The sequence below is a fragment of the Mesorhizobium sp. M6A.T.Cr.TU.017.01.1.1 genome, from assembly GCF_004023115.1.
Taxonomy (GTDB): Bacteria; Pseudomonadota; Alphaproteobacteria; order Rhizobiales; family Rhizobiaceae; genus Mesorhizobium; species Mesorhizobium mediterraneum.
Map to the genome: position 1 here is coordinate 50,487 of NZ_RZTA01000013.1, position 20,913 is coordinate 71,399.

A 20,913-nucleotide genomic window follows, 5' to 3' on the forward strand; every position below is an offset into this window, starting at 1 on the left:
GCTCACCTAGGACGATTTCGTCGTCCGTCAACTTTCTCCCGGCCGCGTTCAATATGCAGGTTGAGTGATTCCAAGGTGGATAGCGCTTAGTGATGTGTCCCCAACTGCCCGGCGGATCGCATGAACCGGGTCGTGGCAAACCCGGCGACGAGGCAGAAGTTCGAAGCGTAGGCGACCGCGAAGCGGATGATAGCTTCGCACTGGGAGCGGGTATTGGTGGGCGATGCAGGGATTGAACCTGCGACCCCACCCGTGTGAAGGGTGTGCTCTCCCGCTGAGCTAATCGCCCGCTCGTTGCCCGAAGGCCAAGCGCGCCGCGATATAAGGGAGGCAGGCCTGGGAAGTCAAGGCGATGTGCTGGCGTTCCGACGAAGACCGAATGCAACCCGCCGGGACACGCCCGGTCGCCGTCGTGCTCAGCGCCCCGCAGCGGCAATTAGGCGTTCTGCCAGGCCAAGCGTCAGCGCATCGAAATGCGAGATCACTGCCGACGGTTCGAATTCGCGCACATGGCGGTCGGTATAGCCGAAATCGACCGCCACCACGGGAATGCCGGCGGCTTTCGCCGTATCGATGTCGGTCTGCGAATCACCCACCATCAGCGCAAGATGTGGATTGCCGCCGGCCAGGGCGATGGTTTCGGTCAGATGGCGCGGGTCGGGCTTGCGGAACGCAAACGTGTCCTGACCGCAAATCGCTGCGAAATGCTTCGCCAGGCCGAGCGCCTCGATCAGTGCCACCGAGTTGGCTTCGTATTTGTTCGTGCAGACGGCCAAGAGATAACCGGCTGCCTCGAATCGGGCGATCGTCTCGACGACGCCGGGGTAGGGGCGTGATTTGCCCGGGATGTTATCGGTGTAATGATCGAGAAACAGTTTCAGCAGCCGATCATGCTCCTGGCTTTCCAGCGATCTCTGCTGCGCGGCATGGGCGCGCTCGATCATCACCCGTCCGCCATGGCCGACGAAGCGCCTGAAGCCGACCTCATCGACGGCTGCGAGTTCGCTGGCGGCAAGGCTGTGGTTGAGGCTGTCGAGCAGGTCCGGCGCTGTGTCGATCAGCGTCCCGTCGAGGTCGAACACGATGATCGGTCGGGTCATGGCCTGTCCTGTGGCGATTGCTTCGTTGGCAGGCGATAGCCGCTGCGATCCATTCAGGCAAGCCGGCTCAGTCAATCCACAGCCAAGGTCTTTGACCGGACTTGCAAAAATGCTAGGAGCGCCGAAACAAATTTTTTGGGGCGCGACACGCAGCATGGATGCGAGGCAACTGAAGGTCGAAGCCGCACGGGCAGCACTTGCCCATGTGAGCGACGGCATGCGGCTGGGCATCGGCACCGGCTCGACGGCGGAAGAGTTCGTGCGGCTGCTCGCCGAAAAGGTCGCTACCGGCCTCACTATTGTCGGCGTGCCGACCTCGGAGCGCACCGCCATCCTTTGCCGCGAGCTTGGCGTGCCGCTGTCGACGCTGGAGGAAACACCTGAACTCGACCTTACCGTCGACGGCGCCGACGAGATCGATCCGGCGCTGACATTGATCAAGGGCGGCGGCGGTGCGCTGCTGCGCGAAAAGATCGTGGCGGCGGCTTCCGCCCGCATGATCGTCATTGCCGACTGTTCGAAGATGGTCGAGACGCTCGGCCGTTTTCCGCTCCCCATCGAGGTCAACCCATTCGGCCTGCGTGCCACGGAAATCGCGGTCGCCGCGGCGGCCGGAAGGCTCGGCCTTTCCGGTCCCGTCACATTGAGGATGACGGAGCGCGAGCCTTTTGTTACAGACGGCGGCCATTTTATCCTCGATGCATCTTTTGGCCGCATTCCGGATACAAGAGCGCTTTCGAATGCTCTCCATGCCATTCCGGGCGTGGTCGAGCATGGTCTTTTCATCGGGCTGGCATCAACGGCTATCATCGCGGGCGACGGCACCCAAACCGTCTATGCCGCCCGAAAACCAGGGAGTTCTATCGATCATGATGTTGCATAACCGGGTTCGCCGTTTTTCTGCCGTTCTGGCAGCCTCAGCCGTCTTTGCGTTTTCATCGCCGGCGTTTTCGCAGGACGTCACCGACGGGCATCTGAAGGCGGCGCGCGCCGCGGTCGCGGCTATCCACGCCACGGACCCGTTCGACAACATCCTGCCGCAGGCCGCCGCCGCGCTTCAGCAGCAGCTTACCCAAAAGAATCCGGACATGCAGGAGCTGATCGGCAGGACCATCAGCGAAAAGGCGATGGCGCTGGCCTCGCGCCGCGCCGATCTCGAGAAAGAAGCAGCCATGGCCTATGCCAAGGTATTTTCCGAAAAAGAGCTTACCGAAATCGCCGCTTTCTACAATTCCGATTCCGGCAAGAAGCTGCTCGACAGCGGCCCGGCCGTGACGCGTGAACTGCTCAAGGCCGCCGATATCTGGCAGAACGGTGTCGCTCGCGATCTCGCCCAGCAGGTCGGCGAAACGCTGGCCGCGGCGGCAAAGGCCGCAGCACCGGCAAATGCCGCGGCTCCTGCTGACGGCACGCAGCCGGAAGCACCGAAGAACTGAGCACATTTTCCGGCGGCGTTATCGCTGCTGGACCGGAAGCCCGGCCGCCGTTGCGCACATCCGACAGCATGCGTGGCGTGGCGGTCCGGGCTTTTCTTTTGATGGTTTGCAGCCTACCTGTCTCAGACATTTTGAAGGGCAAGGAGCCGCACCATGGCCGGTTACGACTACGATCTTTTCGTTATCGGCGGCGGCTCCGGCGGGGTGAGGGCGGCGCGCGTTGCGGCAGCACTCGGCAAGCGCGTCGGCATTGCCGAGGAATACCGCTATGGCGGCACCTGCGTCATTCGCGGCTGCGTGCCGAAGAAGCTCTATGTCTATGCCTCCCAGTTTCCCGAACACTTTGCCGACGCCGCCGGTTATGGCTGGACCGTGCCGCAGGCGACCTTCGACTGGCAAACACTGGTTGCCAACAAGGATCGCGAGATCAGCCGGCTGGAGGCTATCTACAGGAAGAATGTGCAAGGCGCCGGCGGCGAGACGTTTCAGTCGCGCGCCATGCTGGTCGATCCCCATGTGGTGCATCTTCTCGGCGAGGACCGCACCGTCACCGCCGACCAGATTCTTATCGCCACCGGCGGCCGCCCGGCACCGCACCCCGCTCTGCCCGGCCATGAGCACTGCATCTTTTCCAACGAGGCCTTCGACCTGAAGGAATTGCCGAAGGCAATCATGATCGAAGGCGGCGGCTATATTGCCGTCGAATTCGCCAACATCTTTCACGGCCTCGGCGTCGACACCACGCTTGTCTATCGCGGCAAGGAGATCCTCTCCCGCTTCGACATGGATCTGCGGCGCATGCTGCACGAGACGATGGAAAAGAAGGGGATAAGGATCCTTTGCCATGCTGTATCCGAATGGGTGAGGAAGCGCCCGGACGGACGGCTAGACGCCGTCGTCACTGGGGGCGAGGTGCTGACGATCGATCAGGTCATGCTCGCCATCGGGCGTCTGCCCAACACCGAGAACATGGGTCTGGAAGGTGTCGGCATTGAATTGTCGAAGACCGGCGCGATCCATGTCGACAAATACTCCCGCACTAATATCGACAACATCTGGGCGATCGGCGACGTCACCAACCGCGTGCAGTTGACGCCAGTGGCGATCCACGAGGCGATGTGTTTCGTCGAGACCGTCTTCAAGGGCAACCCGACCGCGCCCGACCACGATATGATCGCCACCGCTGTCTTTTCGCAGCCCGAGATCGGTACGGTCGGCCTGTCGGAAGACGAGGCCATAAAGCGTTTTTCCGACATCGAGGTCTACCGCGCCACCTTCCGCCCGATGCGGCATACACTGTCCGGTCGCGACGAAAAGATGCTGATGAAGCTGGTAGTCGACGGCGCCTCGAAAAAGGTGCTCGGCGCCCATATCCTCGGACCGGATGCCGGCGAAATGGCGCAGCTTCTCGGCATTCCGCTGAAGGCGGGGCTGACCAAGGATGACTTCGATCGCACAATGGCCGTGCATCCGACCGCGGCGGAAGAACTCGTCACCATGTACAAGCCGACCTACCGGGTGAAGGACGGCGAGCGCGTCTGACGCGACAAGAACCCATCGCGGCAGCGAGATTGCCGCGACGGAAGCGCGAGGGTTGTTACAGCAGCGTGCCGCGCAGGATCATCAGCGCCACCGAAAAATAGATCACCAATCCGGTGACATCGACAAGCGTGGCGACGAACGGGGCCGACGCGCTGGCCGGATCGAAGCCGATCCGCTTCAGGGCGAACGGCAGCATCGATCCCGACAGCGAGCCGAAGGTGACGATCCCGACCAGTGCAGCACCGACGGTTGCGGCGATCAGTTGCCAGTGCGGGCCGTAATCATAGAGGCCTAGATACTGCCACAACGTGATGCGGCAGACGCCGACGACGCCGAGGATCGATCCAAGCACCAGTCCGGCCGGCAGTTCGCGCAGGGCCACCCGCCACCAGTCGTCAAGGCCGATCTCGCGTAACGCCAGCGCTCTGATGACCAGAGAGGTCGCCTGCGAGCCGGAATTGCCGCCGGAGCTCATGATCAGCGGAATGAACAGGGTCAGCACAACAGCCTTCTCCAACTCGCCTTCATAGCTCTGCATCGCATTGGCCGTCAGCATCTCGCTGATGAACAGCGCGCACAACCAGCCGGCGCGTTTCTGGATCATGGCGAGAAAACTCATCTTCATGTAGGGCTCTTCCAGAGCCTCCATGCCGCCGAAACGATGGACGTCCTGCGTCGTCTCTTCGATCATCGTGTCGATGATGTCGTCGACGGTGACGATGCCGAGTATCTTCCCGTTCTCGACGACCGGGACAGCGAGCAGGTCATACTTGGAAATGAGGTGCGCAACCTTTTCGCGGTCGGTCAGCGGCGAAACGGTCACCGGCAAGCGATCTGGAGCGATCGCCATGATCGGATCGTCCGGCTCGCCGGTGATCAGCCGGCGCAGGCCGGTCGAGCGCACGAGGACGTGCGTCCGCGGGTCGACGACATAGATCGCGTAGACGGTCTCGCGGGTCCGCTCCACTTTGCGGATATGGTCCAGCGTACGGCCCACGGTCCAGTCCGAGGGCACGCTGACATATTCCGTCGTCATGATGGAGGCGGCGCTGCCTTCGGGATAGCCAAGAATCGTTAGCAGCGTCGCGCGCAACGGCGGCGCGAGGCCGTCGAGCAGCTCGCTACGTGCCGGCTTCGCCAGATCGCGCGATATGTCGGCGGCGCGGTCGACCGACATGGCGGCGAGGAGTCTACCCGCCTTGACACGAGGCAGCGCCTCGACGAGCTCGGACGCGCCATCAAGCTCGGGCTGGTCGAATATCTCGACCAGCCGCTCGAAAGGCACTTCACAGAGCAGTTCCGTCGCTGTTTCGCGAGGCTCCCGGTTCAGTGCCTCGACAATGTCGGCGACATGATCGTTTGCGAGGATACGGGCGATCGCGGTGGCATCGCCGCGCGCTACGAGGGAAGATTCGTTCATGGCTCACTCCTTGCCGCCCGGCAGGACGTGAACCGGTCAGGTCACGTTCAGGCGGACGGCGGTTGCGTTCGACTGTGACTGTCGCCAGGCATGGCGCGGTGACCTTTCTGCTCGCGGGTCAAGGCATGACCCCGAAAATCGAATTCGGCTTTCGGAAGAGGATCATGCCCAAAATCAAAAGTGCTACAGCGTCATTTGCGCTGCAAGCCGGCGCAACATAGGAGGGCGCCCGGCCGAGTCAATCGCAATGGCGGCTGAAAACGGCTGCGGATGGGTCAGATCGCAAGACTGTGATCGCTGTCGGATGCGCTGCGGCGAGGCAGGACCCGACAATGGGCAGCAATCGTCATGTCGCCACTATTTCTGCCTCATGCGGCGAGGGAAGCGCAGCCATTTTTCCTCGACCGGCCTTGGGTGCGCGAGGATGGTGGTGAGCTCGACCGGCAGGCTCGGCGCCAACGGCTTCTTGGTCGCGACACCGTCCGCGATGGTAACGATGCTGTGGTAGAATTCGGCGCCCGAAAGCGACCTTGGCGGCACGGCCTCGTGCATGATTGAGATCACCGTGACGTCTGGACAATTGTCCTTGATCGCCTGATGGAAAGCGATCTTCCCTTCGGGATCGAGCGCGCCGGTCGCTTCGTCGAGGAACAGCAGGCCCGGCTGCTGCAGGACGATACGAGCGACAACCAGCTTCTGTTTCTGGCCACCCGAAAGCACCTGGTCCCAGTTCATTCCCTCGCGGCTTTCATCAGCCATGTGTTCGATGAAATCGCCAAGGCCCGCTCTGTGCAGAGCCGACGCAACCTGCGCGTCGGTGTGATCGTGCTCTGAGCCGGGCAGGCAGACCAGTTGCTTCAGCGAGACCTGCTGCAGCTTGACCTCCTGGGCGGCATAGAAACTTTCGACCCCGTCCGGGAATACGATGGTACCGCGGCCATAGGGCCACAAGCCGTTGATCGCCTTGATCAGCGATGTCTTGCCGCAGCCTGATTCACCCTTCAGGAACGTCCACTCGCCGCGTCGGAAGCGCAAATTCGCGGCGCTCAGGAAGGGCGAGGCGTCCTCGCCCTGATGGGTCAGCTCCAGCTTCTGGATGGTCAAGCCGAAAACCGGGTTTTGGCGGTCGTAGCGGAAATCGGAGCAGCCGGTGAGACTGTAGAATTCCTGCGGATGCTGGACATTTTCGATCGCGTTGGCGAGTTCAGTCACGCGTTGGCTGTTAGCCCGCAGCGCCGCGATGGAAGGCATGACATGGATGAACCACGAGCATTGACTGATCAGCGAGTTGACCATCTCTGAGCCGGTTATGTAGCCCTTGAGGTCGAAACGGTTGTGGATGTAAGGCACGAGGCCCGGCCCATAGGCGACAATGCGGGCGCCGATGAAATTGTAGATCAGCTCGAACGAACGGTAGCCGGTGTTGACGATGTTCAGCCGCGCCCAGGTGTGGTCGATGTCGACATAAAGCCGGTCGTGCATCGTCTTTTGCACATTTTCGCCCTGTGACGCGGCGACGTGGAAACTGCGGCGCAGGAACGTGGTCAGCTCGCCGCGATAACTGCCTTCGGACTGCTGCATCCTGATATTGAGCCGTTCCAGCAGTCTGCCGACCTTCACCGCGATCCAGGTGTTCAGTGGCACGTATATGGCGACCGCCAGGAAAGCCAGGACCGCGCTGCCATAGCTGCCGAGGAACTCAAGCCCTTTTACCTCTACCGAAGTTTCAAGCAGTTTCTGGCCGACGAAATAAAGCGATGTGGCGACAGCCATGACCCCAATGGCGAGGCCGATGGCTCCGCCGGTCATGTCCTTGATCGATTCCTGGACGCGCTGGTCGATGTTGTCTGGAGCGGCGGCGCCGGAGGACCCATGCTGGGCGTGGAAATGCGTATGGTTGGTGTCGAGAAGCGCTTCGTTGAAACGGCTGTCCAGCCAGCCGCGCCATTTGCGATGCAGCGTCGCCGAGACAAAGGTGCGGATGCCGGTAAAGCCCGCGTCCTTGAGCACGACCAGAAGGATGAGCATGCCGGCGTTGGTAAGCAGCGATGCGAGCGGCGTGGTGTTCGCGGCATCGTGATAAAAGGCGATCGAGTTGACCAGTTCCCCGGATGCTTCGGCGAACCAGACGCCGGCTTTGCTGGAGAGCGCGGTGAACAGCGCGATGACCAGCGTCAGCGTCCAGGCCTCCACCCAGCGGTCCGAGAACCAGTAGGCCCGCATCAGTCCCCAGAAGCTGCGCATCGAGGAAACCGGTGTCAGGAGCGGCGGCCTTGCGGCACCGCGGAGCCATTTTTCCGATATTGAATGTCGCTCTGGTCTACCGACCCGAATCACTATCCGCCCAAACCTCTTTTAGTTTTGTTACAGACAGTAACACCAATTGATCATTTTCCATTATCTTTTCTCGGCCTACCGGTGGATTGACCCACTCGGCGTTGCCATCAAGCAACAGAATTCAGGACCGCCATGTCATGCGGTCTCGTTCCCGAAGGCATATTGTCCCTATAATTTTAATGGCTTGTCGGCCGACATATGCGAACGTGGGCACCTTCCCTTAGGGAAGCCCTTCACACAGTTTTGTGAAAAGTCGATCAGCCGATTTTATGCTGCGGAAGACAGAGGCGCGCAAAAACGTGCCGTTTTCGACACGTCTTTGTTGGCATGTCGACCTGGCGGCGGCCGAAAAAGTGACCGGAAATGGCGCTGGCTGAAGCGCTGCTGCAGCGATGTCGCCAAGCTCGCCCACGGAAACAGCCGGAGCTAGGGCCCGTTTCCTGCAAGTCAGCCAGCCACGGGATTGACCCGCACCAGCAGCAACGGCCACCGATTTTTAAGGTGACGGTGTATTCAGTTCGCCTTCTCCATCTCACCTCGCGCCTTGGCCGCCGCAACCTGGCGAATGGCGTCGGTGAGCGTATCGATGTCTTGCGCGCCCATCACCGCATACTTGCCTTCAAGCAGGAAGCACGGCACGCCCGTAATGCCCATGTGCGAAGCGGTGGCGATTTCGGTGCGCACCGCCTCGACATCGGCGTCCGTCGGCAAAAGCGTCTCGACCACGGATGCATCCATGCCGGCCTCGCGGGCGGCGTTGATCAGCACGAGATGGTCGCCGAGATTGGCGCCTTCCTCGAAATTCAACTGGAACAGACGTCGCACCAGCCGGTTCTGCATGACCTCGCCGGCGGCACCAGCCCAGCGGATGACACGGTGCGCGTCCAGCGTGTTGGGCGCGACCTTGATGGCGGCGAAGGCGAAGTTGATCCCCTCGGCTTCGCCCAGTGGCTCGATGCGGGCGTGGATCTCGCGGATGCGTTCGTCGCTGCCGAACTTGGCCACCATGTATTCGCGGCGATCCTTGCCTTCGGGGGGGATGGTCGGGTCGAGCTGGAACGGCCGCCAGCGTATATGCACGTCGATATCGCTTGCCGCGGCAATCGCCTTGTCGAGCCGCTTCTGGCCGATGAAGCACCACGGGCAGACGACGTCGGACACGACGTCGACGGTGATGGAGTTCAGTTCGCTCATCATGATCTCCTGTCAGGAGGGGAAGCTTTTCTTTTGGGCATGACCTCATCCGGAGGTCGGCAAGCAGAACCGGGGGTCTAGTTTTCGCTGACGCGGACCTTCGGTTCGGATTGTGTTCAGTTCGCCTTGCGCCACCACGTCGGCAGTCGATAGCCTGATATGGGCGTCTTTTCAGGATGTTCCAGGTAGCTCCAGTAGGCAAGCCATTGCTGCGTGTTGTGCTGCATCGGAACCATGTAGTTGCCGGAGATCAGCAACCTGTCGAGAACCCGGACGGCGGCAACATAATCTTCGCGGCTGCGGGCGTCGAGCATCGCCGCAAGTGCGGCATCTATTGCCGGATCGGCGACGCCGGCGAGGTTGAATGACCCTTCGGCATTGGCGGCAGCGGATCCCCAGCGCCCGACCTGCTCGATGCCGGGCGACAGCGAGTTCTCGAAGCCGCTGGTGCCGATCAGCACCTCGAAATCGAAACGTTGCTTGCGCGACTGGATCTGGTCGCCGTCAAGGCTGCGGATGGTGACATCGATGCCGATCTTCGCCAGCGTGCGCTGGTAGATGGCGGCAAGGCGCTCCTCGTTCTGCGAGGCGGTCAGGATCTCGAAGCCGAAGGGTTTCCCCTCTGGATCGTGCATCGCTCCATCCTGCAACGTATAACCCGCGCCTTTCAATATATCGAAGGCGGCCTTCAGCACCTTGCGGTCCTGACCCGAGCCGTCGGCGACGGGTGGCCGCCAGGTGCCGTCCATGACATCGGCCGGCACACGGCCCGGGTAGGGTGCCAGAAGCGCCTTTTCCCTATCGTCGGCCGGATGGCCGAGCGCGGAAAGCTCGGAATTCTGCCAATAGCTCATGGTGCGCATGTACTTGCCGCCGAACAAGTTCTTGTTGGCCCATTCGAAGTCGTAGAGCATGCCGAGCGCGCGTCGAACGACCGGACTGGAAAACTTCGGCAGCCGTGTATTGAACAGGAACCCCGTCACCACTGGCGGGATGCCGGTGTCGAACGTTTCGGCGATCACGTCGCCCTTGTGGAAGGCCGGGAAGTTGAGATCGCGCTCGCGCTTGACCGGATCGCTGTCGTCATCGATGGCGCAAATGCCTTTCTTGAAAGCTTCCAGCTTGGCGTTGGCGTTGAGGAAATATTCGATGGTGATCTGGTCGTAATTATCGAAACCGCGCTTGGTGGGGATGTCCTTGCCCCAATAATCTGGGTTGCGCTTGAACACGATACGCTGGCCGGGCGCCACCTGCGCCACGGTGTACGGGCCACTGCCGATCACAGGTTTCAGCGTGGTCCTGTCGAAAGTCTCCTTGTTGAAAGCGTGCTTCGGCAGAATTGGCGTCAGCGCGATAATCAACGGAGTCTCGCGGTTGGCCTTGTCGTTGAATGTAAAGCGCACGCTGCGGTCGCCGGTTTTTTCGAGTTTGGCGACCATGCTCATACGGGCGCTGTAGGGTGGCCGGCCTTTTTCGGTAAAGACGTCGTAAGTGAATAGCACGTCGTCCGCAGTCACCGGTCGGCCATCCGACCACTTGGCCTTCGGATCAAGATGGAATTCGATGCTCTTGCGCTCTGGATCCATGTCGGCAGTGTCGGCAAGCAGGCCGTAAAGACTGAAGGCTTCATCGTCATTGCGCTGCATCAGCGGCTCGAAGACGAGATTACCGAAGATCTTATCCATCATTCCGCGCGCCGTCGTGCGCAGGCTTTTCAAGATGAACGGGTTGAGGTTGTCGAAGCTGCCGACGACGCAATAGGTGATGCTGCCGCCCTTCGGCGCATCGGGATTGACGTAGTTGAAATGTGTATAGTCGGCCGGCAGCGCCGGCTCGCCTTGCATGGCGATCGCGTGTTTCGGCTCCGACAGAGCTGGCTGAAGCGAAAGGGTGATAGACGAGATCGCGGCGATCAGCCAAACAAGAACGCGGCCCATGACCGTCTCCTTACTGGGTCGGCTTGATGATTCGGAGCGCACCCTAACATGAGCCGGCCACCTGGCGGCCAATCGCGAGTTCAAGAATTGCGAGTATCGGGCTGGATTCGGCACCACTTGCGGTGTAACACGCCGTCCGAGTCATTCTGTTGCCTCATTTTGGCAACAGGTAGCTGGACCACACGGCGCGAAGAAGCCGGCCCTGGGATTATTTGAGAGGAAGTTCACGATATGACGAGCCTGAACAGCAACGCGTACCGCCTGTCGGTCCTGGCCGCTGGCGTGGTCGGCTTTTTGGGCGCACAACTTCCTGCTGCTTTTGCGCAGCAGCAACAGCAGATTCCGCAGGGCTGGTTCAAAGCCTGCACCAAGCAGGAAGACGTCGACATCTGCAATGTCCAAAACATCACCACTGCCGGCAACGGCCAGCTCGTCACCGGCGTCAGCCTGATCGAGTTGAAGGGCAAGGTAAACCGCAAGGTGTTTCAGGTGACGGTTCCGACCGGTCGCCTGGTTCCTCCCGGCATTGGCCTTCAGATCGATACCGGGAAGGCGCAGAAGCTCGATTATGTGATCTGCTTCCCCGACCGCTGCGTGGCGGAAGTGCCGCTGACCGACCAGCTCGTCGCCTCCTTCAAGAAGGGCTCGAACCTGACGCTGACCTCGGTCAATTTCCAGAACCAGCCGAACCCGATCAAGATCGCGCTGACCGGCTTCAGCGGCGCCTTCGACGGGCCGCCGCTGCAGCAGTCGGATATCGAGGATCGGCAGAAGAAGCTTCAGGATTTTGTTGCCAAGAACAACCAGGACTTCGCCAAGAAGCTCAAGGAAGAGCAGGACAAGGCGAAGACCGCCAACTGATCGCGCTCAAGCGAACAAGAAAAAAGCGGGGTCATGCCCCGCTTTTTTCGTTCCGGCCGGCCATTTCTGATCCCGGTCAGGCGCGCAATCTCGTCATGTCAATGTCTTGACTGGCGTCTCGGCGCGTAGCGCCCGTCCGGTCTCTTGTCGAACATCTCGCCGATCTGCGGATGCCGCACCGGTTCGCCAGACTGATCCTCGAGCAGGTTCTGCTCAGACACATAGGCGATGTATTCCGTTTCCGAATTCTCGGCGAGCAAATGGTAGAAGGGCTGGTCCTTGCGCGGCCGCACATCCGCGGGGATCGCCTCGTACCATTCGTCGGTGTTGGCGAACTGAGGGTCGACATCGAAAATGATGCCGCGGAACGGAAACAGCCGGTGGCGAACCACCTGTCCGATCGAGAATTTGGCTGTCTTCATCGTACTCACCACTAAGTCCCGGGAATGCCGTGCGGCCTTGGAATGCGCAGACTCCCTAAGACCTTGAATTTACGCATTACGCTACAAAAATCGAGCCCGACTTTAGGGCTGATGCCTGGCTCTATTTGGCGCAGACGCCGCGTCAATTCAATGCCGAAGCGCTTGACGCCCCGTCAATCTACGGGCTAGCCCCGCCCGAGGGCGTGCTACCGCCGGATTTGTTTCCTTAATCCGCCGGCGAGCGCCGCAAAACCACTGCCGGGCAGCAAGCCCTCGCGCATGAAAAAGGCGCGCAGCGGCGCGAAGCCGCCGAGCACGCCGAGGCCGGCACTTCGGGCCATCTGTGCCGGCAGCATGTCCGAGAGCAGCGACTTGTTGAGCAGGTTGACCGCGCTGCTGCGTGCCACAATGTCGGGCCGACGCCTGAAATCATAAGCTGCAAGTGCCTTGATGGCGCCTGGATCGGTCCTGTTTTCGCAAGCAATTCCAATCAGATCGTCGATGTCCCTGATACCAAGGTTGAGACCTTGCGCGCCAATCGGCGGGAACACATGGGCGGCTTCGCCGACAAGCGCCACCCGGTTACGCGCGAAGCACCGCGGCGTCACGCCCGAAAGCGGGTAGATCTGCCGGCCGGGCTCGACAGACACCCGGCCCAGCATCGATTGCATCCGCAGTTCGACCCGCATCGAAAGCGTCGCGTCGTCCAATGCGGCGAGTTCCTTCGCTGTTTCCGGTTCTACCACCCAGACAAGGCTGGACCGGTTGCCGGGCAGGGGAACCTGGGTGAACGGACCGGTCTCGGTGTGGAATTCGGTCGAGGTGAAAGCGTGATCGCTGCGGTGGCCGAAATTGAGAACCAATGCCGCCTGCGGGTAGGAACGGGCGGATGTCGAGATGCCGGCAGCCTCGCGGGCCGGCGACAGACGCCCGTCGGCAGCGACCGCCAGCGACGCCGCGATCTCACTGCCGTCAGACAGGACCGCATGGGCATGATCGGCGTCGAGGCGCCAGCTCTCCACCATCAATTTTCGCCATTCGATGCCGGAATGCGCGGCAACAGCCCCGGCAAGCGCGGGGTTGAGCGCGCTGTTGGGTAAATTCAGCCCGAACTGCTCCTCGCCGATTTCGCTGGCGCGAAAAATGACCACCGGGCTGCGGATCAGCCGGCTGGTTGCATCGACGATGCGCATCACCTTCAGCGCTGCGGCCTGGGATCTCACCTCGTCGAGGACGCCCAACCGCTCAAGCATCTTCAGGGCCGGGTTCATCAAGGCCGTCGTTCTGCCGTCTTGGCCATTTGCCTCAGGTCCGACGAGCGTCACCGGAAAGCCGGCATCTGCGAAGCCAAGCGCCGCAATCAGCCCTGCCGGGCCGCTGCCGGCAACCAGTATCCGTGCTGTCTCCCGATGGTCCAAATTCGGCTTCCCGGTTGCGAGGCGAGGCGGTCGGTCCGACCTGATAGGCATATAGGTCAGATCATGCGGCTTGATCAACGCGGCGATTCGGCCCATTCGATTGCCATGACCGGCCAAGACCATGATTTCAGCCATCTCGACCGTGTCGGCCGTGCCACGGCAAGCGTCTCGCGCAATCCTCGACTGACGGTGAACATCGTCTTGGGGGCAGGCGTCCTCCTGGCATGGCTGCTTCTTGGCGCCATGGCGATACGTGGCGCCGAAAGCCGGGTTCCCGGCATCGATGCACCCGGCGACACGATGCTCAGATATCTGCCGGAGCTGCCGCTGCCGGATTTTCTCGAGCGCTTCTTCACCCTTTGTCTCGCACCCGCGCCGCTCGACGGAGGCGTCGGCGCGCAGGCCGGAGCGTTCATCGTCATGTGGTTCCTGATGGCGATCGCCACCATGCTGCCCTCGGCGGCGCCGATGATCCGTACCTATTGCGAGATCGCCGATACTGCGCGGATCAAGGGCGAACCGGTCGTCCATCCGCTGGTCCTGGTCGCCGGTTACCTCAGCGTGTGGTTGGCTGCGTCGGTAGTGTTTGCGGCGCTGACGCTCGCCGTCCACACCTTCGCCTCATCTGTGCAGATGCTCGATCCAGTGGTCGGAGCGACCGGAGCAGCCGCGCTTTTGGTTGCCGGCCTCTACCAGTTCAGCGGCTTGAAGGAAGCCTGCCTGACAAAATGCAAAAACCCGTTCTCGATCCTGTTTTCGAACTGGAGCGCGAGGCCCGGCCGCATTTTCCGGCTCGGCATGGAGCAGGGCGTCTGGTGCCTCGGCTGCTGCTGGGCGCTGATGCTGGTGATGTTCGCTGTCGGTGTGATGAACGTGTTCTGGATGGCGCTGATCGGCCTGTTCACCTTGATCGAAAAACAGACGGCGGGCAGGCTGCCAACCCGGGTCGCCGGTGCGATACTGCTTGTCTGGGCAACCGCCCTGCTAGTAGTCTCGGCATAAGGGGAGAGAATTCGATGGCAGATCAAAGCTGGGCAATGAAAGGAGAGCTGGTGCTCTCCTGCAATTGCACGGTTTTTTGCCCTTGCGTGCTGTCTCTCGGCAATCATCCGCCGACCGAGGGCTATTGTCAGACCTGGGCAGGGTTCCGCATCGATGCCGGCCATTTCGGCGAGGTCGACCTGTCCGGTCTCAACCTTGGGCTGGTCATGGAAATCCCCGGCTATATGAGCCGCGGCAACTGGACGGCCGGACTGTTCATCGACAAGCGCGCCTCGGTCTATGCGGTCAAGGCATTGACGAAAATTTTCACCGGCAAGGCCGGCGGAACCACCTCACTGCTCTCCATCTTGGTCGGAAAGTTCCTCGGCGTCGAGCAAGCGCCGATCACTTATGAGACGCGCGACAGGACGCGGGTCTTCCAGATACCGAAAATCATCGATGGGGCGGTGACGCCGATTGCCGGCAAGGACCGCGACAAGGATACGGTGATCAGCAATTCGGAGTACTGGATCGCACCGGAAATCATCGTGGCCAGGTCCGACAAGAGCAAGATGCGGGCCTTCGGCCGCAACTGGAATTTTGCCGGCCGCTCGGCCGAAATCTGCAAGCTGGACTGGCGGGGCCCGTGAGTAAAAAAATAACGGCCAGGAAAATCACGGACAGGATTCCAAGGCCGAAAAAGAAAGTCACGTGGCCGCAGGCACGCGCGTTTTCGGTCCACCTGCTGACCGCGTCGGGGTCGTTCCTGGCATTCCTGTCGCTGGTGGCTGCGAGCGAGCAGCGCTGGACAGCGATGTTCTGGTGGCTGGGACTGGCGCTATTCGTCGACGGTATCGACGGGCCGATCGCCAGGAAACTCGAGGTCAAGGAAATCCTGCCGACGTGGTCGGGCGAACTCCTCGACAACATCATCGACTACGTGACCTACGTGCTGATACCGGCCTTCGCGCTTTATCAGCGTGGCTTCATGGGCGAGGGCCTGTCGTTCCTGTCGGCGGCGATCATCGTGGTATCGAGCGCGATCTACTATGCCGACACCGGCATGAAGACGAAGGAAAATTTTTTCAAGGGGTTTCCGGTGGTCTGGAACATGGTGGTGTTCACGCTGTTCGTCATCGATCCGGGACAATGGGTTTCCTTCGCCGTGGTCGTGGTGGCCGGCATCCTGACCTTCATGCCGATCTATTTCATCCACCCGGTGCGGGTGGTGCGGCTGCGCCCGATCAACCTTGGCATGACGCTGCTATGGTGCGCTTTCGGAGCGCTGGCCCTGGCGCAGGCAGCTCTTGCCGCTTTCTACGACCAGATCGGCGTTTTGGGCGAGCAGGTGAGTGTCTTCACCAAGATCGGCATCACGGTCACCGGGCTTTACCTCGCTTGCATCGGCGGTATCATGCAGCTCTTTCCAAATCTCGGCGCAAAGCCGGATGACAAGAAAGCCTGATCCCCAAGAGCGCCTGATCCCGAGAGAGCCAGAAAATGTCCAAAGCGATCCGTATCCACGTCAATGGCGGTCCGGAGGTTCTGACCTATGAGGACGCCGAGCCGGGCCAACCCGGCTCGGGGCAAATCCTGGTCAGACACACGGCGATCGGCCTCAATTTCATCGACGTCTATCATCGCTCCGGCCTTTATCCTCCGCCAGGCGGTTTCCCGCTTATACCCGGCAGCGAGGCGGCCGGATTGGTGTTGGAAGTGGGCGCGGATATCGACTGGCTGAAGCCGGGCGATCGCATCGCCTACGCCGTGACGACTGGCGCCTATGCCGAGCAGCGCGTGATCGCCGCCGATCGCGTCGTGAAGGTGCCGGACGGCATCAGCGACGAACAGGCGGCCGCCATGATGCTGAAAGGGATGACGGCGGAGTATCTGCTGCGCCGTACCTTCAAGGTGAAAGCGGGCGACACGATCCTGTTTCACGCGGCGGCCGGCGGTGTCGGGCTGATCCTCGGCCAATGGGCAAAGCATCTTGGCGCAACCGTGATCGGCACCGCCAGCTCTACCGACAAGATCGAGCTCGCCAAGGCGCATGGCTTCGACCATGTCATCAACTACCGCGAGCAGGATTTCGTCGCCGGCGTCCTCGCCATCACCGGCGGCAAGAAGTGCGACGTCGTCTATGATTCGGTCGGCAACGACACCTTTCCTGCCTCGCTCGATTGCCTGAAGCCGCTCGGCATGTTCGCCAGCTTCGGTCAATCGTCAGGCCCGGTCCCGCCGTTCAGCATGTCGTTGCTGGCGCAGAAAGGTTCGCTGTTCGCAACCCGTCCGACGCTGTTCGTCTACAACGCCAAACGCGAAGACCTGGAAGCATCCGCCGCCGCGTTGTTCGAAATCGTGCTCAGCGGTGCGGTCAAGATCAAGATCAACCAGCGCTACGCGCTTAGGGATGCCGGCAGGGCGCATTCCGACCTTGAAGGTCGCAGGACGACCGGAACAACCATTCTTATCCCATGAGCCTACGCATGGTGCTTTTCCGAAAATCGATTTCGATTTTCGGGCCGATGCGCTAGGTTTCCGCTGAAATTCTTGAAGCTCTTTCAAGACGGGTGCCGCTTTGCGACGACAGCAGGCCGCGCATACCATGCCTGCGGGAACACAGAACATATCTGGCAAACCAGATGGGAGGCACTGTGAGTGCAAATCAGGACGGCGCAACCTTGCTTGAGGTTCGTGGCCTCACCAAGACGTTCGGCACGCTGACAGCGTGCGACCATGTCGATCTCAACGTCGCGAAAGGCGAAATCCACGCGCTGCTCGGCGAGAACGGCGCCGGCAAGTCGACGCTCGTAAAAATGCTGTTCGGAACACTGGAGCCCAATTCGGGCGAGATTTTCTGGAACGGTCAGGCGGTCACGATCACTAATCCCGGCTTTGCGAAGAAGCTTGGCATCGGCATGGTGTTCCAGCATTTTTCGCTGTTCGAGGCACTGACGGCGGCCGAGAACATCGCCCTGTCATTGGACGACGGTTCGCCGATCAGCACGATTGCCGCGAAGGCGAGGGCGCTTTCCTACAGCTATGGCCTGCCGCTCGACCCGCAATCGCTGGTCGGCGACCTGTCTGTCGGTGAGCGCCAGCGTATCGAGATCATCCGCTGCCTTCTGCAGACGCCGCAGCTCATCATCCTCGACGAGCCGACTTCGGTGCTGACGCCGCAGGAAGCCGACAAACTGTTCGAGACGCTCGAACGGCTGCGCTCGGAAGGAAAGTCCATCCTCTACATTTCGCACCGCCTTGAAGAGGTCAAGCGCATCTGCGACCGCGCCACCGTGCTGCGCCACGGCAAGGTGGTTGGCCATTGCAACCCGCGCAAGGAAACCGCAGCATCACTGGCGCGCATGATGGTCGGCAACGACGTGCAGGCCGTGGTGCGCGCGCCGGCCCAGGGTATCGAGACCGCGCAGCCGCTGCTTGAAATCCGCGCGCTCAGCCGCAAGCCGGCAACGCCGTTCTCGATCCCGCTCAGGAACATCAACTTGACGGTGCGCGCCGGCGAAGTGATCGGCATTGCAGGCGTCGCCGGCAACGGCCAGGGCGAGTTCTTCGAATCCGTTTCCGGCGAGGCGCCGCAGCAGGATGCCGCTTCGGTGCGCATCCGCGGCAAGGATGCCGGCGGCCTCAGCATCACCGGCAGGCGGTTGATGGGCGCTGCCTTCGTGCCGGAAGAGCGGCTCGGCCACGGTGCGGCGCCGCGAATGAAGCTCTCGGAAAACCTGCTTCTGTCGCGCCATGCCACCGATGGAAAGGTGTTTGTCGGCGCCGGTGGAATGGTCAAAAGCGACGCGATCTATGCCGCTGCCCAGCGCATCATCAAAGCGATGGATGTGCGCAAGAGCGCTCCGGATCCAGAGGCGGCAGCGCTTTCAGGCGGCAATCTGCAGAAATTCATCGTCGGCCGTGAACTCGACCGCAGGCCAAGCGTGATGGTCGTCAATCAGCCGACATGGGGCGTCGACGCCGGTGCTGCCGCCCACATTCGCCAGACGCTGATCGAACTGGCGCGCAGCGGCTCGGCAGTGCTGGTCATCAGCCAGGATCTCGACGAATTGTTCGAAATATCCGACGCGATCGCGGTGATGCACAATGGCGAATTGTCGAAGCCTTTGCTGATCGCTGAGGCCACGTTCGAAAAGATAGGACTGCTGATGGGCGGGGCCGAGCCCGGCCACGCCGAACACGCTCTGGAGACGTCATGATGCGCCTCGAACTCGTCAAACGGCCACAGCGCTCGATGCTGTTCTCGGCGCTGTCGCCCTTCATTGCATTCGTGTTGACGATCATTGCCGGCGCCATCTTGTTCGCGCTGCTTGGCGTTAATCCTTTGAAGGCGTTCCAAATTTACTTCCTCGAGCCGGTCAGTCAGGTCTGGCAGCTGCATGAGCTGGCGATCAAGGCGGCACCGCTCATCCTGATCGGGGTTGGCCTGTCGGTTTGCTACAGGGCCAACATCTGGAATATCGGCGCGGAAGGCCAATTCATCCTGGGCGGCATCGTTGGCTCAAGCATTCCAGTGCTATTTCCGCAGTTTGAAGGTCCGCTGGTGCTGCCGCTGATGCTGCTGTTCGGCATGATCGGTGGTGCGGCCTACGCCGCCATTCCGGCTCTGCTCAAGACGCGCTTCAACACCAACGAGATCCTGACCAGCCTGATGCTGGTCTATGTCGCGCAGCTCTTCCTCGACTGGCTGGTGCGTGGTCCCTGGCGCGATCCGAAGGGTTTCAATTTCCCGCAGACGATACAGTTCAACGACTCGGCCATCTTGCCGGAACTGATGCCGGCCTCTGGCCGCGCCAATTGGGGTTTCGTCTTTGCGCTGGTCGCGGCGGTGCTGGTCTGGATCCTGATGAGCCGCATGCTGAAAGGCTTCGAGGTCCGCGTGCTCGGCTCAAGTCCCAGGGCAGGGCGCTTCGCTGGCTTCGGCATCAACCGGATGGTGTTCTTCGCCTTCATGCTGTCGGGTGCGCTGGCCGGACTTGCCGGCATCTCGGAAGTCTCCGGCGCCATCGGCCAGTTGCAGCCGGTCATTTCGCCCGGCTACGGCTTCACCGCCATCATCGTGGCGTTCCTCGGCCGGCTCAATCCACTAGGCATCGTCGCGGCGGGCCTGGTGCTGGCGCTGACCTATCTCGGCGGCGAGGCGGTGCAAAGCGCGCTCGGCATCTCCGACAAGGTGGCGCGCGTGTTCCAGGGCATGCTTCTGTTCTTCGTGCTCGGCTGCGACACGCTCATTCACTACCGCATTCGTCTGATTGGCTTTGCCGCGCCGAAGCTTGAATCCGCACCGAAGCTGGAGGAGGCCCGCTGATGGACATCACCGTCAACATTCTTTTGACCATCGCAACCGCGGCGACGCCTTTGCTGATCGCGGCGATCGGCGAGCTGGTGGTCGAACGTTCCGGCGTGCTCAATCTCGGTGTCGAAGGCATGATGATCATGGGGGCGGTCGGCGGTTTCGGCGCCGGCTATCTCACCGGATCGCCGTGGATCGGGTTGTTGGCGGCGATCGCCTTGGGTGCGGTGTTTTCGCTGCTGTTCGCCGTCATGACGCTGTCGCTGGCCACCAACCAGGTGGCGACCGGTCTGTCGCTGACATTGCTCGGCCTCGGCCTTTCCGGCATGATGGGCACCAGCTTTGTCGGCCAGCCCGGCGCGAGGCTGCCAAACCTCGACATTCCCGGCCTGACAGCGATCCCGGTCATCGGCAGGTTGTTGTTCGGCCAGGACCCGATCTTCTACATCTCGATCGCATTGACCGCCGCCGTCATGTGGTTCCTGTTCAAGACCCGCACCGGACTCACGCTGCGCTCGATCGGCGACAGCCACACATCGGCCCATGCACTTGGCATCCAGGTCATCCGCTACCGCTATCTCTCAGTGATCTTCGGCGGCGCCTGTGCAGGCCTTGCCGGGGGCCACCTGTCGTTGGTCTATACGCCGCAATGGGTAGAGAACATGACCGCCGGGCGCGGCTGGATCGCGCTGGCGCTGGTCGTGTTCGCATCATGGCGGCCATGGCGGGTGCTGGCCGGCGCCTATATCTTCGGCGCGGTATGGATCGGCCAGCTTCATGCACAGGCTTTTGGCATTCCGGTTCCTTCGCAACTGCTTTCTTCGTTGCCCTATCTGGCAACCATCGTGGTTCTCGTTCTAATCTCGCGCAACAAGCGTTTGACGATGATGAACACACCGGCTTCCTTGGGGCAGCCATTCGTTCCGGATCGTTGATAATAAAAGACAGCCG

General features: G+C 61.3%; 18 protein-coding genes and 1 tRNA gene. 11 read left to right on the forward strand and 8 right to left on the reverse strand.

The features are described from left to right. Positions 1 to 214 precede the first annotated feature (214 nt). Positions 215 to 289, reverse strand: a tRNA-Val gene (locus EOB36_RS06565). A 127-nt stretch (positions 290 to 416) separates the two neighbouring features. Further along, a complete protein-coding gene (locus EOB36_RS06570) occupies positions 417 to 1,100 on the reverse strand; it encodes a phosphoglycolate phosphatase (protein ID WP_095486814.1) in 684 nt (227 codons plus the stop codon). Positions 1,101 to 1,254: 154 nt separating this feature from the next. Here EOB36_RS06570 and rpiA point away from each other — a divergent pair, with 154 nt between their 5' ends. From rpiA to gor, 3 genes are all read left to right on the forward strand, one after another. Then, positions 1,255 to 1,983 carry a ribose-5-phosphate isomerase RpiA gene (rpiA, locus tag EOB36_RS06575; protein ID WP_128284533.1) on the forward strand — a complete coding sequence of 243 codons (729 nt, stop codon included), beginning with the start codon at positions 1,255 to 1,257 and terminating at the stop codon, positions 1,981 to 1,983. Then, positions 1,970 to 2,536: a DUF2059 domain-containing protein gene (locus tag EOB36_RS06580; RefSeq protein ID WP_128284534.1), complete on the forward strand. Its 567-nt coding sequence runs from the start codon at positions 1,970 to 1,972 to the stop codon at positions 2,534 to 2,536. Before rpiA ends, EOB36_RS06580 begins: the two co-directional genes overlap by 14 nt. Before the next feature lie 153 nt (positions 2,537 to 2,689). Beyond that, positions 2,690 to 4,078 carry a glutathione-disulfide reductase gene (gene gor / locus EOB36_RS06585; RefSeq protein WP_128284535.1) on the forward strand — a complete coding sequence of 463 codons (1,389 nt, stop codon included), beginning with the start codon at positions 2,690 to 2,692 and terminating at the stop codon, positions 4,076 to 4,078. A 55-nt stretch (positions 4,079 to 4,133) separates the two neighbouring features. Here the strand turns inward: gor and mgtE are convergent, their stop codons facing one another. The 4 genes from mgtE to EOB36_RS06605 all read right to left on the reverse strand — a co-directional run bounded on the left by mgtE (position 4,134) and on the right by EOB36_RS06605 (position 10,966). Further along, positions 4,134 to 5,498, reverse strand: a complete 1,365-nt coding sequence (gene mgtE / locus EOB36_RS06590) for a magnesium transporter (protein ID WP_128284536.1) — start codon at positions 5,496 to 5,498, stop codon at positions 4,134 to 4,136. Between the two features lie 357 nt (positions 5,499 to 5,855). Continuing rightward, positions 5,856 to 7,742 carry an ABC transporter ATP-binding protein/permease gene (locus tag EOB36_RS06595; protein ID WP_164897463.1) on the reverse strand — a complete coding sequence of 629 codons (1,887 nt, stop codon included), beginning with the start codon at positions 7,740 to 7,742 and terminating at the stop codon, positions 5,856 to 5,858. 606 nt (positions 7,743 to 8,348) lie between these two features. After that, a complete protein-coding gene (locus tag EOB36_RS06600; protein ID WP_127294907.1) occupies positions 8,349 to 9,029 on the reverse strand; it encodes a DsbA family protein in 681 nt (226 codons plus the stop codon). A 116-nt stretch (positions 9,030 to 9,145) separates the two neighbouring features. Next, positions 9,146 to 10,966 carry an extracellular solute-binding protein gene (locus EOB36_RS06605; RefSeq protein ID WP_128284538.1) on the reverse strand — a complete coding sequence of 607 codons (1,821 nt, stop codon included), beginning with the start codon at positions 10,964 to 10,966 and terminating at the stop codon, positions 9,146 to 9,148. 231 nt (positions 10,967 to 11,197) lie between these two features. On the opposite strand from EOB36_RS06605, the gene EOB36_RS06610 reads away from it, so the two are divergent. Continuing rightward, a complete protein-coding gene (locus EOB36_RS06610) occupies positions 11,198 to 11,827 on the forward strand; it encodes an invasion associated locus B family protein (RefSeq protein WP_095486806.1) in 630 nt (209 codons plus the stop codon). 98 nt (positions 11,828 to 11,925) lie between these two features. Here the strand turns inward: EOB36_RS06610 and hspQ are convergent, their stop codons facing one another. After that, entirely contained in the window at positions 11,926 to 12,249 is a 324-nt protein-coding gene (hspQ, locus tag EOB36_RS06615; protein WP_164547210.1) for a heat shock protein HspQ, read from the reverse strand. 206 nt (positions 12,250 to 12,455) lie between these two features. Continuing rightward, positions 12,456 to 13,667, reverse strand: coding sequence for a UbiH/UbiF family hydroxylase (locus tag EOB36_RS06620; protein WP_128284539.1), 1,212 nt, complete (start codon positions 13,665 to 13,667; stop codon positions 12,456 to 12,458). A gap of 63 nt (positions 13,668 to 13,730) precedes the next feature. Here EOB36_RS06620 and EOB36_RS06625 point away from each other — a divergent pair, with 63 nt between their 5' ends. The 7 genes from EOB36_RS06625 to EOB36_RS06655 all read left to right on the forward strand — a co-directional run bounded on the left by EOB36_RS06625 (position 13,731) and on the right by EOB36_RS06655 (position 20,897). Beyond that, positions 13,731 to 14,669: a DUF2182 domain-containing protein gene (locus EOB36_RS06625; protein ID WP_095486804.1), complete on the forward strand. Its 939-nt coding sequence runs from the start codon at positions 13,731 to 13,733 to the stop codon at positions 14,667 to 14,669. Between the two features lie 14 nt (positions 14,670 to 14,683). After that, entirely contained in the window at positions 14,684 to 15,298 is a 615-nt protein-coding gene (locus EOB36_RS06630) for a DUF1326 domain-containing protein (RefSeq protein WP_095486803.1), read from the forward strand. Further along, the gene (gene pcsA, locus EOB36_RS06635) at positions 15,295 to 16,113 is read left to right on the forward strand and encodes a phosphatidylcholine synthase (protein ID WP_164547211.1); all 819 of its coding nucleotides are present in this window, start codon (positions 15,295 to 15,297) and stop codon (positions 16,111 to 16,113) included. Before EOB36_RS06630 ends, pcsA begins: the two co-directional genes overlap by 4 nt. A gap of 35 nt (positions 16,114 to 16,148) precedes the next feature. Continuing rightward, positions 16,149 to 17,126, forward strand: coding sequence for a quinone oxidoreductase (locus EOB36_RS06640; protein ID WP_095486801.1), 978 nt, complete (start codon positions 16,149 to 16,151; stop codon positions 17,124 to 17,126). Positions 17,127 to 17,290: 164 nt separating this feature from the next. Further along, positions 17,291 to 18,868, forward strand: a complete 1,578-nt coding sequence (locus EOB36_RS06645) for an ABC transporter ATP-binding protein (protein ID WP_164897464.1) — start codon at positions 17,291 to 17,293, stop codon at positions 18,866 to 18,868. Beyond that, complete coding sequence (locus EOB36_RS06650; RefSeq protein WP_127294915.1) at positions 18,865 to 19,977, forward strand: ABC transporter permease; 1,113 nt, start codon at positions 18,865 to 18,867, stop codon at positions 19,975 to 19,977. The genes EOB36_RS06645 and EOB36_RS06650 overlap by 4 nt, the downstream gene beginning before the upstream one ends. Then, on the forward strand, positions 19,977 to 20,897 hold the full coding sequence (locus EOB36_RS06655; protein WP_095486799.1) for an ABC transporter permease: 921 nt from the start codon (positions 19,977 to 19,979) through the stop codon (positions 20,895 to 20,897). The genes EOB36_RS06650 and EOB36_RS06655 overlap by 1 nt, the downstream gene beginning before the upstream one ends. Positions 20,898 to 20,913 lie beyond the last annotated feature (16 nt).

What these genes read in the sequence shown, in the direction of transcription:
- EOB36_RS06570 (WP_095486814.1), bottom strand. Translation starts at nt 1,100, where the DNA reads ATGACCCGACCGATCATCGTGTTCGACCTCGACGGGACGCTGATCGAC.
- rpiA (WP_128284533.1), top strand. Translation starts at nt 1,255, where the DNA reads ATGGATGCGAGGCAACTGAAGGTCGAAGCCGCACGGGCAGCACTTGCC.
- EOB36_RS06580 (WP_128284534.1), top strand. Translation starts at nt 1,970, where the DNA reads ATGATGTTGCATAACCGGGTTCGCCGTTTTTCTGCCGTTCTGGCAGCC.
- gor (WP_128284535.1), top strand. Translation starts at nt 2,690, where the DNA reads ATGGCCGGTTACGACTACGATCTTTTCGTTATCGGCGGCGGCTCCGGC.
- mgtE (WP_128284536.1), bottom strand. Translation starts at nt 5,498, where the DNA reads ATGAACGAATCTTCCCTCGTAGCGCGCGGCGATGCCACCGCGATCGCC.
- EOB36_RS06595 (WP_164897463.1), bottom strand. Translation starts at nt 7,742, where the DNA reads ATGCGCAGCTTCTGGGGACTGATGCGGGCCTACTGGTTCTCGGACCGC.
- EOB36_RS06600 (WP_127294907.1), bottom strand. Translation starts at nt 9,029, where the DNA reads ATGAGCGAACTGAACTCCATCACCGTCGACGTCGTGTCCGACGTCGTC.
- EOB36_RS06605 (WP_128284538.1), bottom strand. Translation starts at nt 10,966, where the DNA reads ATGGGCCGCGTTCTTGTTTGGCTGATCGCCGCGATCTCGTCTATCACC.
- EOB36_RS06610 (WP_095486806.1), top strand. Translation starts at nt 11,198, where the DNA reads ATGACGAGCCTGAACAGCAACGCGTACCGCCTGTCGGTCCTGGCCGCT.
- hspQ (WP_164547210.1), bottom strand. Translation starts at nt 12,249, where the DNA reads ATGAAGACAGCCAAATTCTCGATCGGACAGGTGGTTCGCCACCGGCTG.
- EOB36_RS06625 (WP_095486804.1), top strand. Translation starts at nt 13,731, where the DNA reads ATGCGGCTTGATCAACGCGGCGATTCGGCCCATTCGATTGCCATGACC.
- EOB36_RS06630 (WP_095486803.1), top strand. Translation starts at nt 14,684, where the DNA reads ATGGCAGATCAAAGCTGGGCAATGAAAGGAGAGCTGGTGCTCTCCTGC.
- EOB36_RS06640 (WP_095486801.1), top strand. Translation starts at nt 16,149, where the DNA reads ATGTCCAAAGCGATCCGTATCCACGTCAATGGCGGTCCGGAGGTTCTG.
- EOB36_RS06645 (WP_164897464.1), top strand. Translation starts at nt 17,291, where the DNA reads ATGGGAGGCACTGTGAGTGCAAATCAGGACGGCGCAACCTTGCTTGAG.
- EOB36_RS06650 (WP_127294915.1), top strand. Translation starts at nt 18,865, where the DNA reads ATGATGCGCCTCGAACTCGTCAAACGGCCACAGCGCTCGATGCTGTTC.
- EOB36_RS06655 (WP_095486799.1), top strand. Translation starts at nt 19,977, where the DNA reads ATGGACATCACCGTCAACATTCTTTTGACCATCGCAACCGCGGCGACG.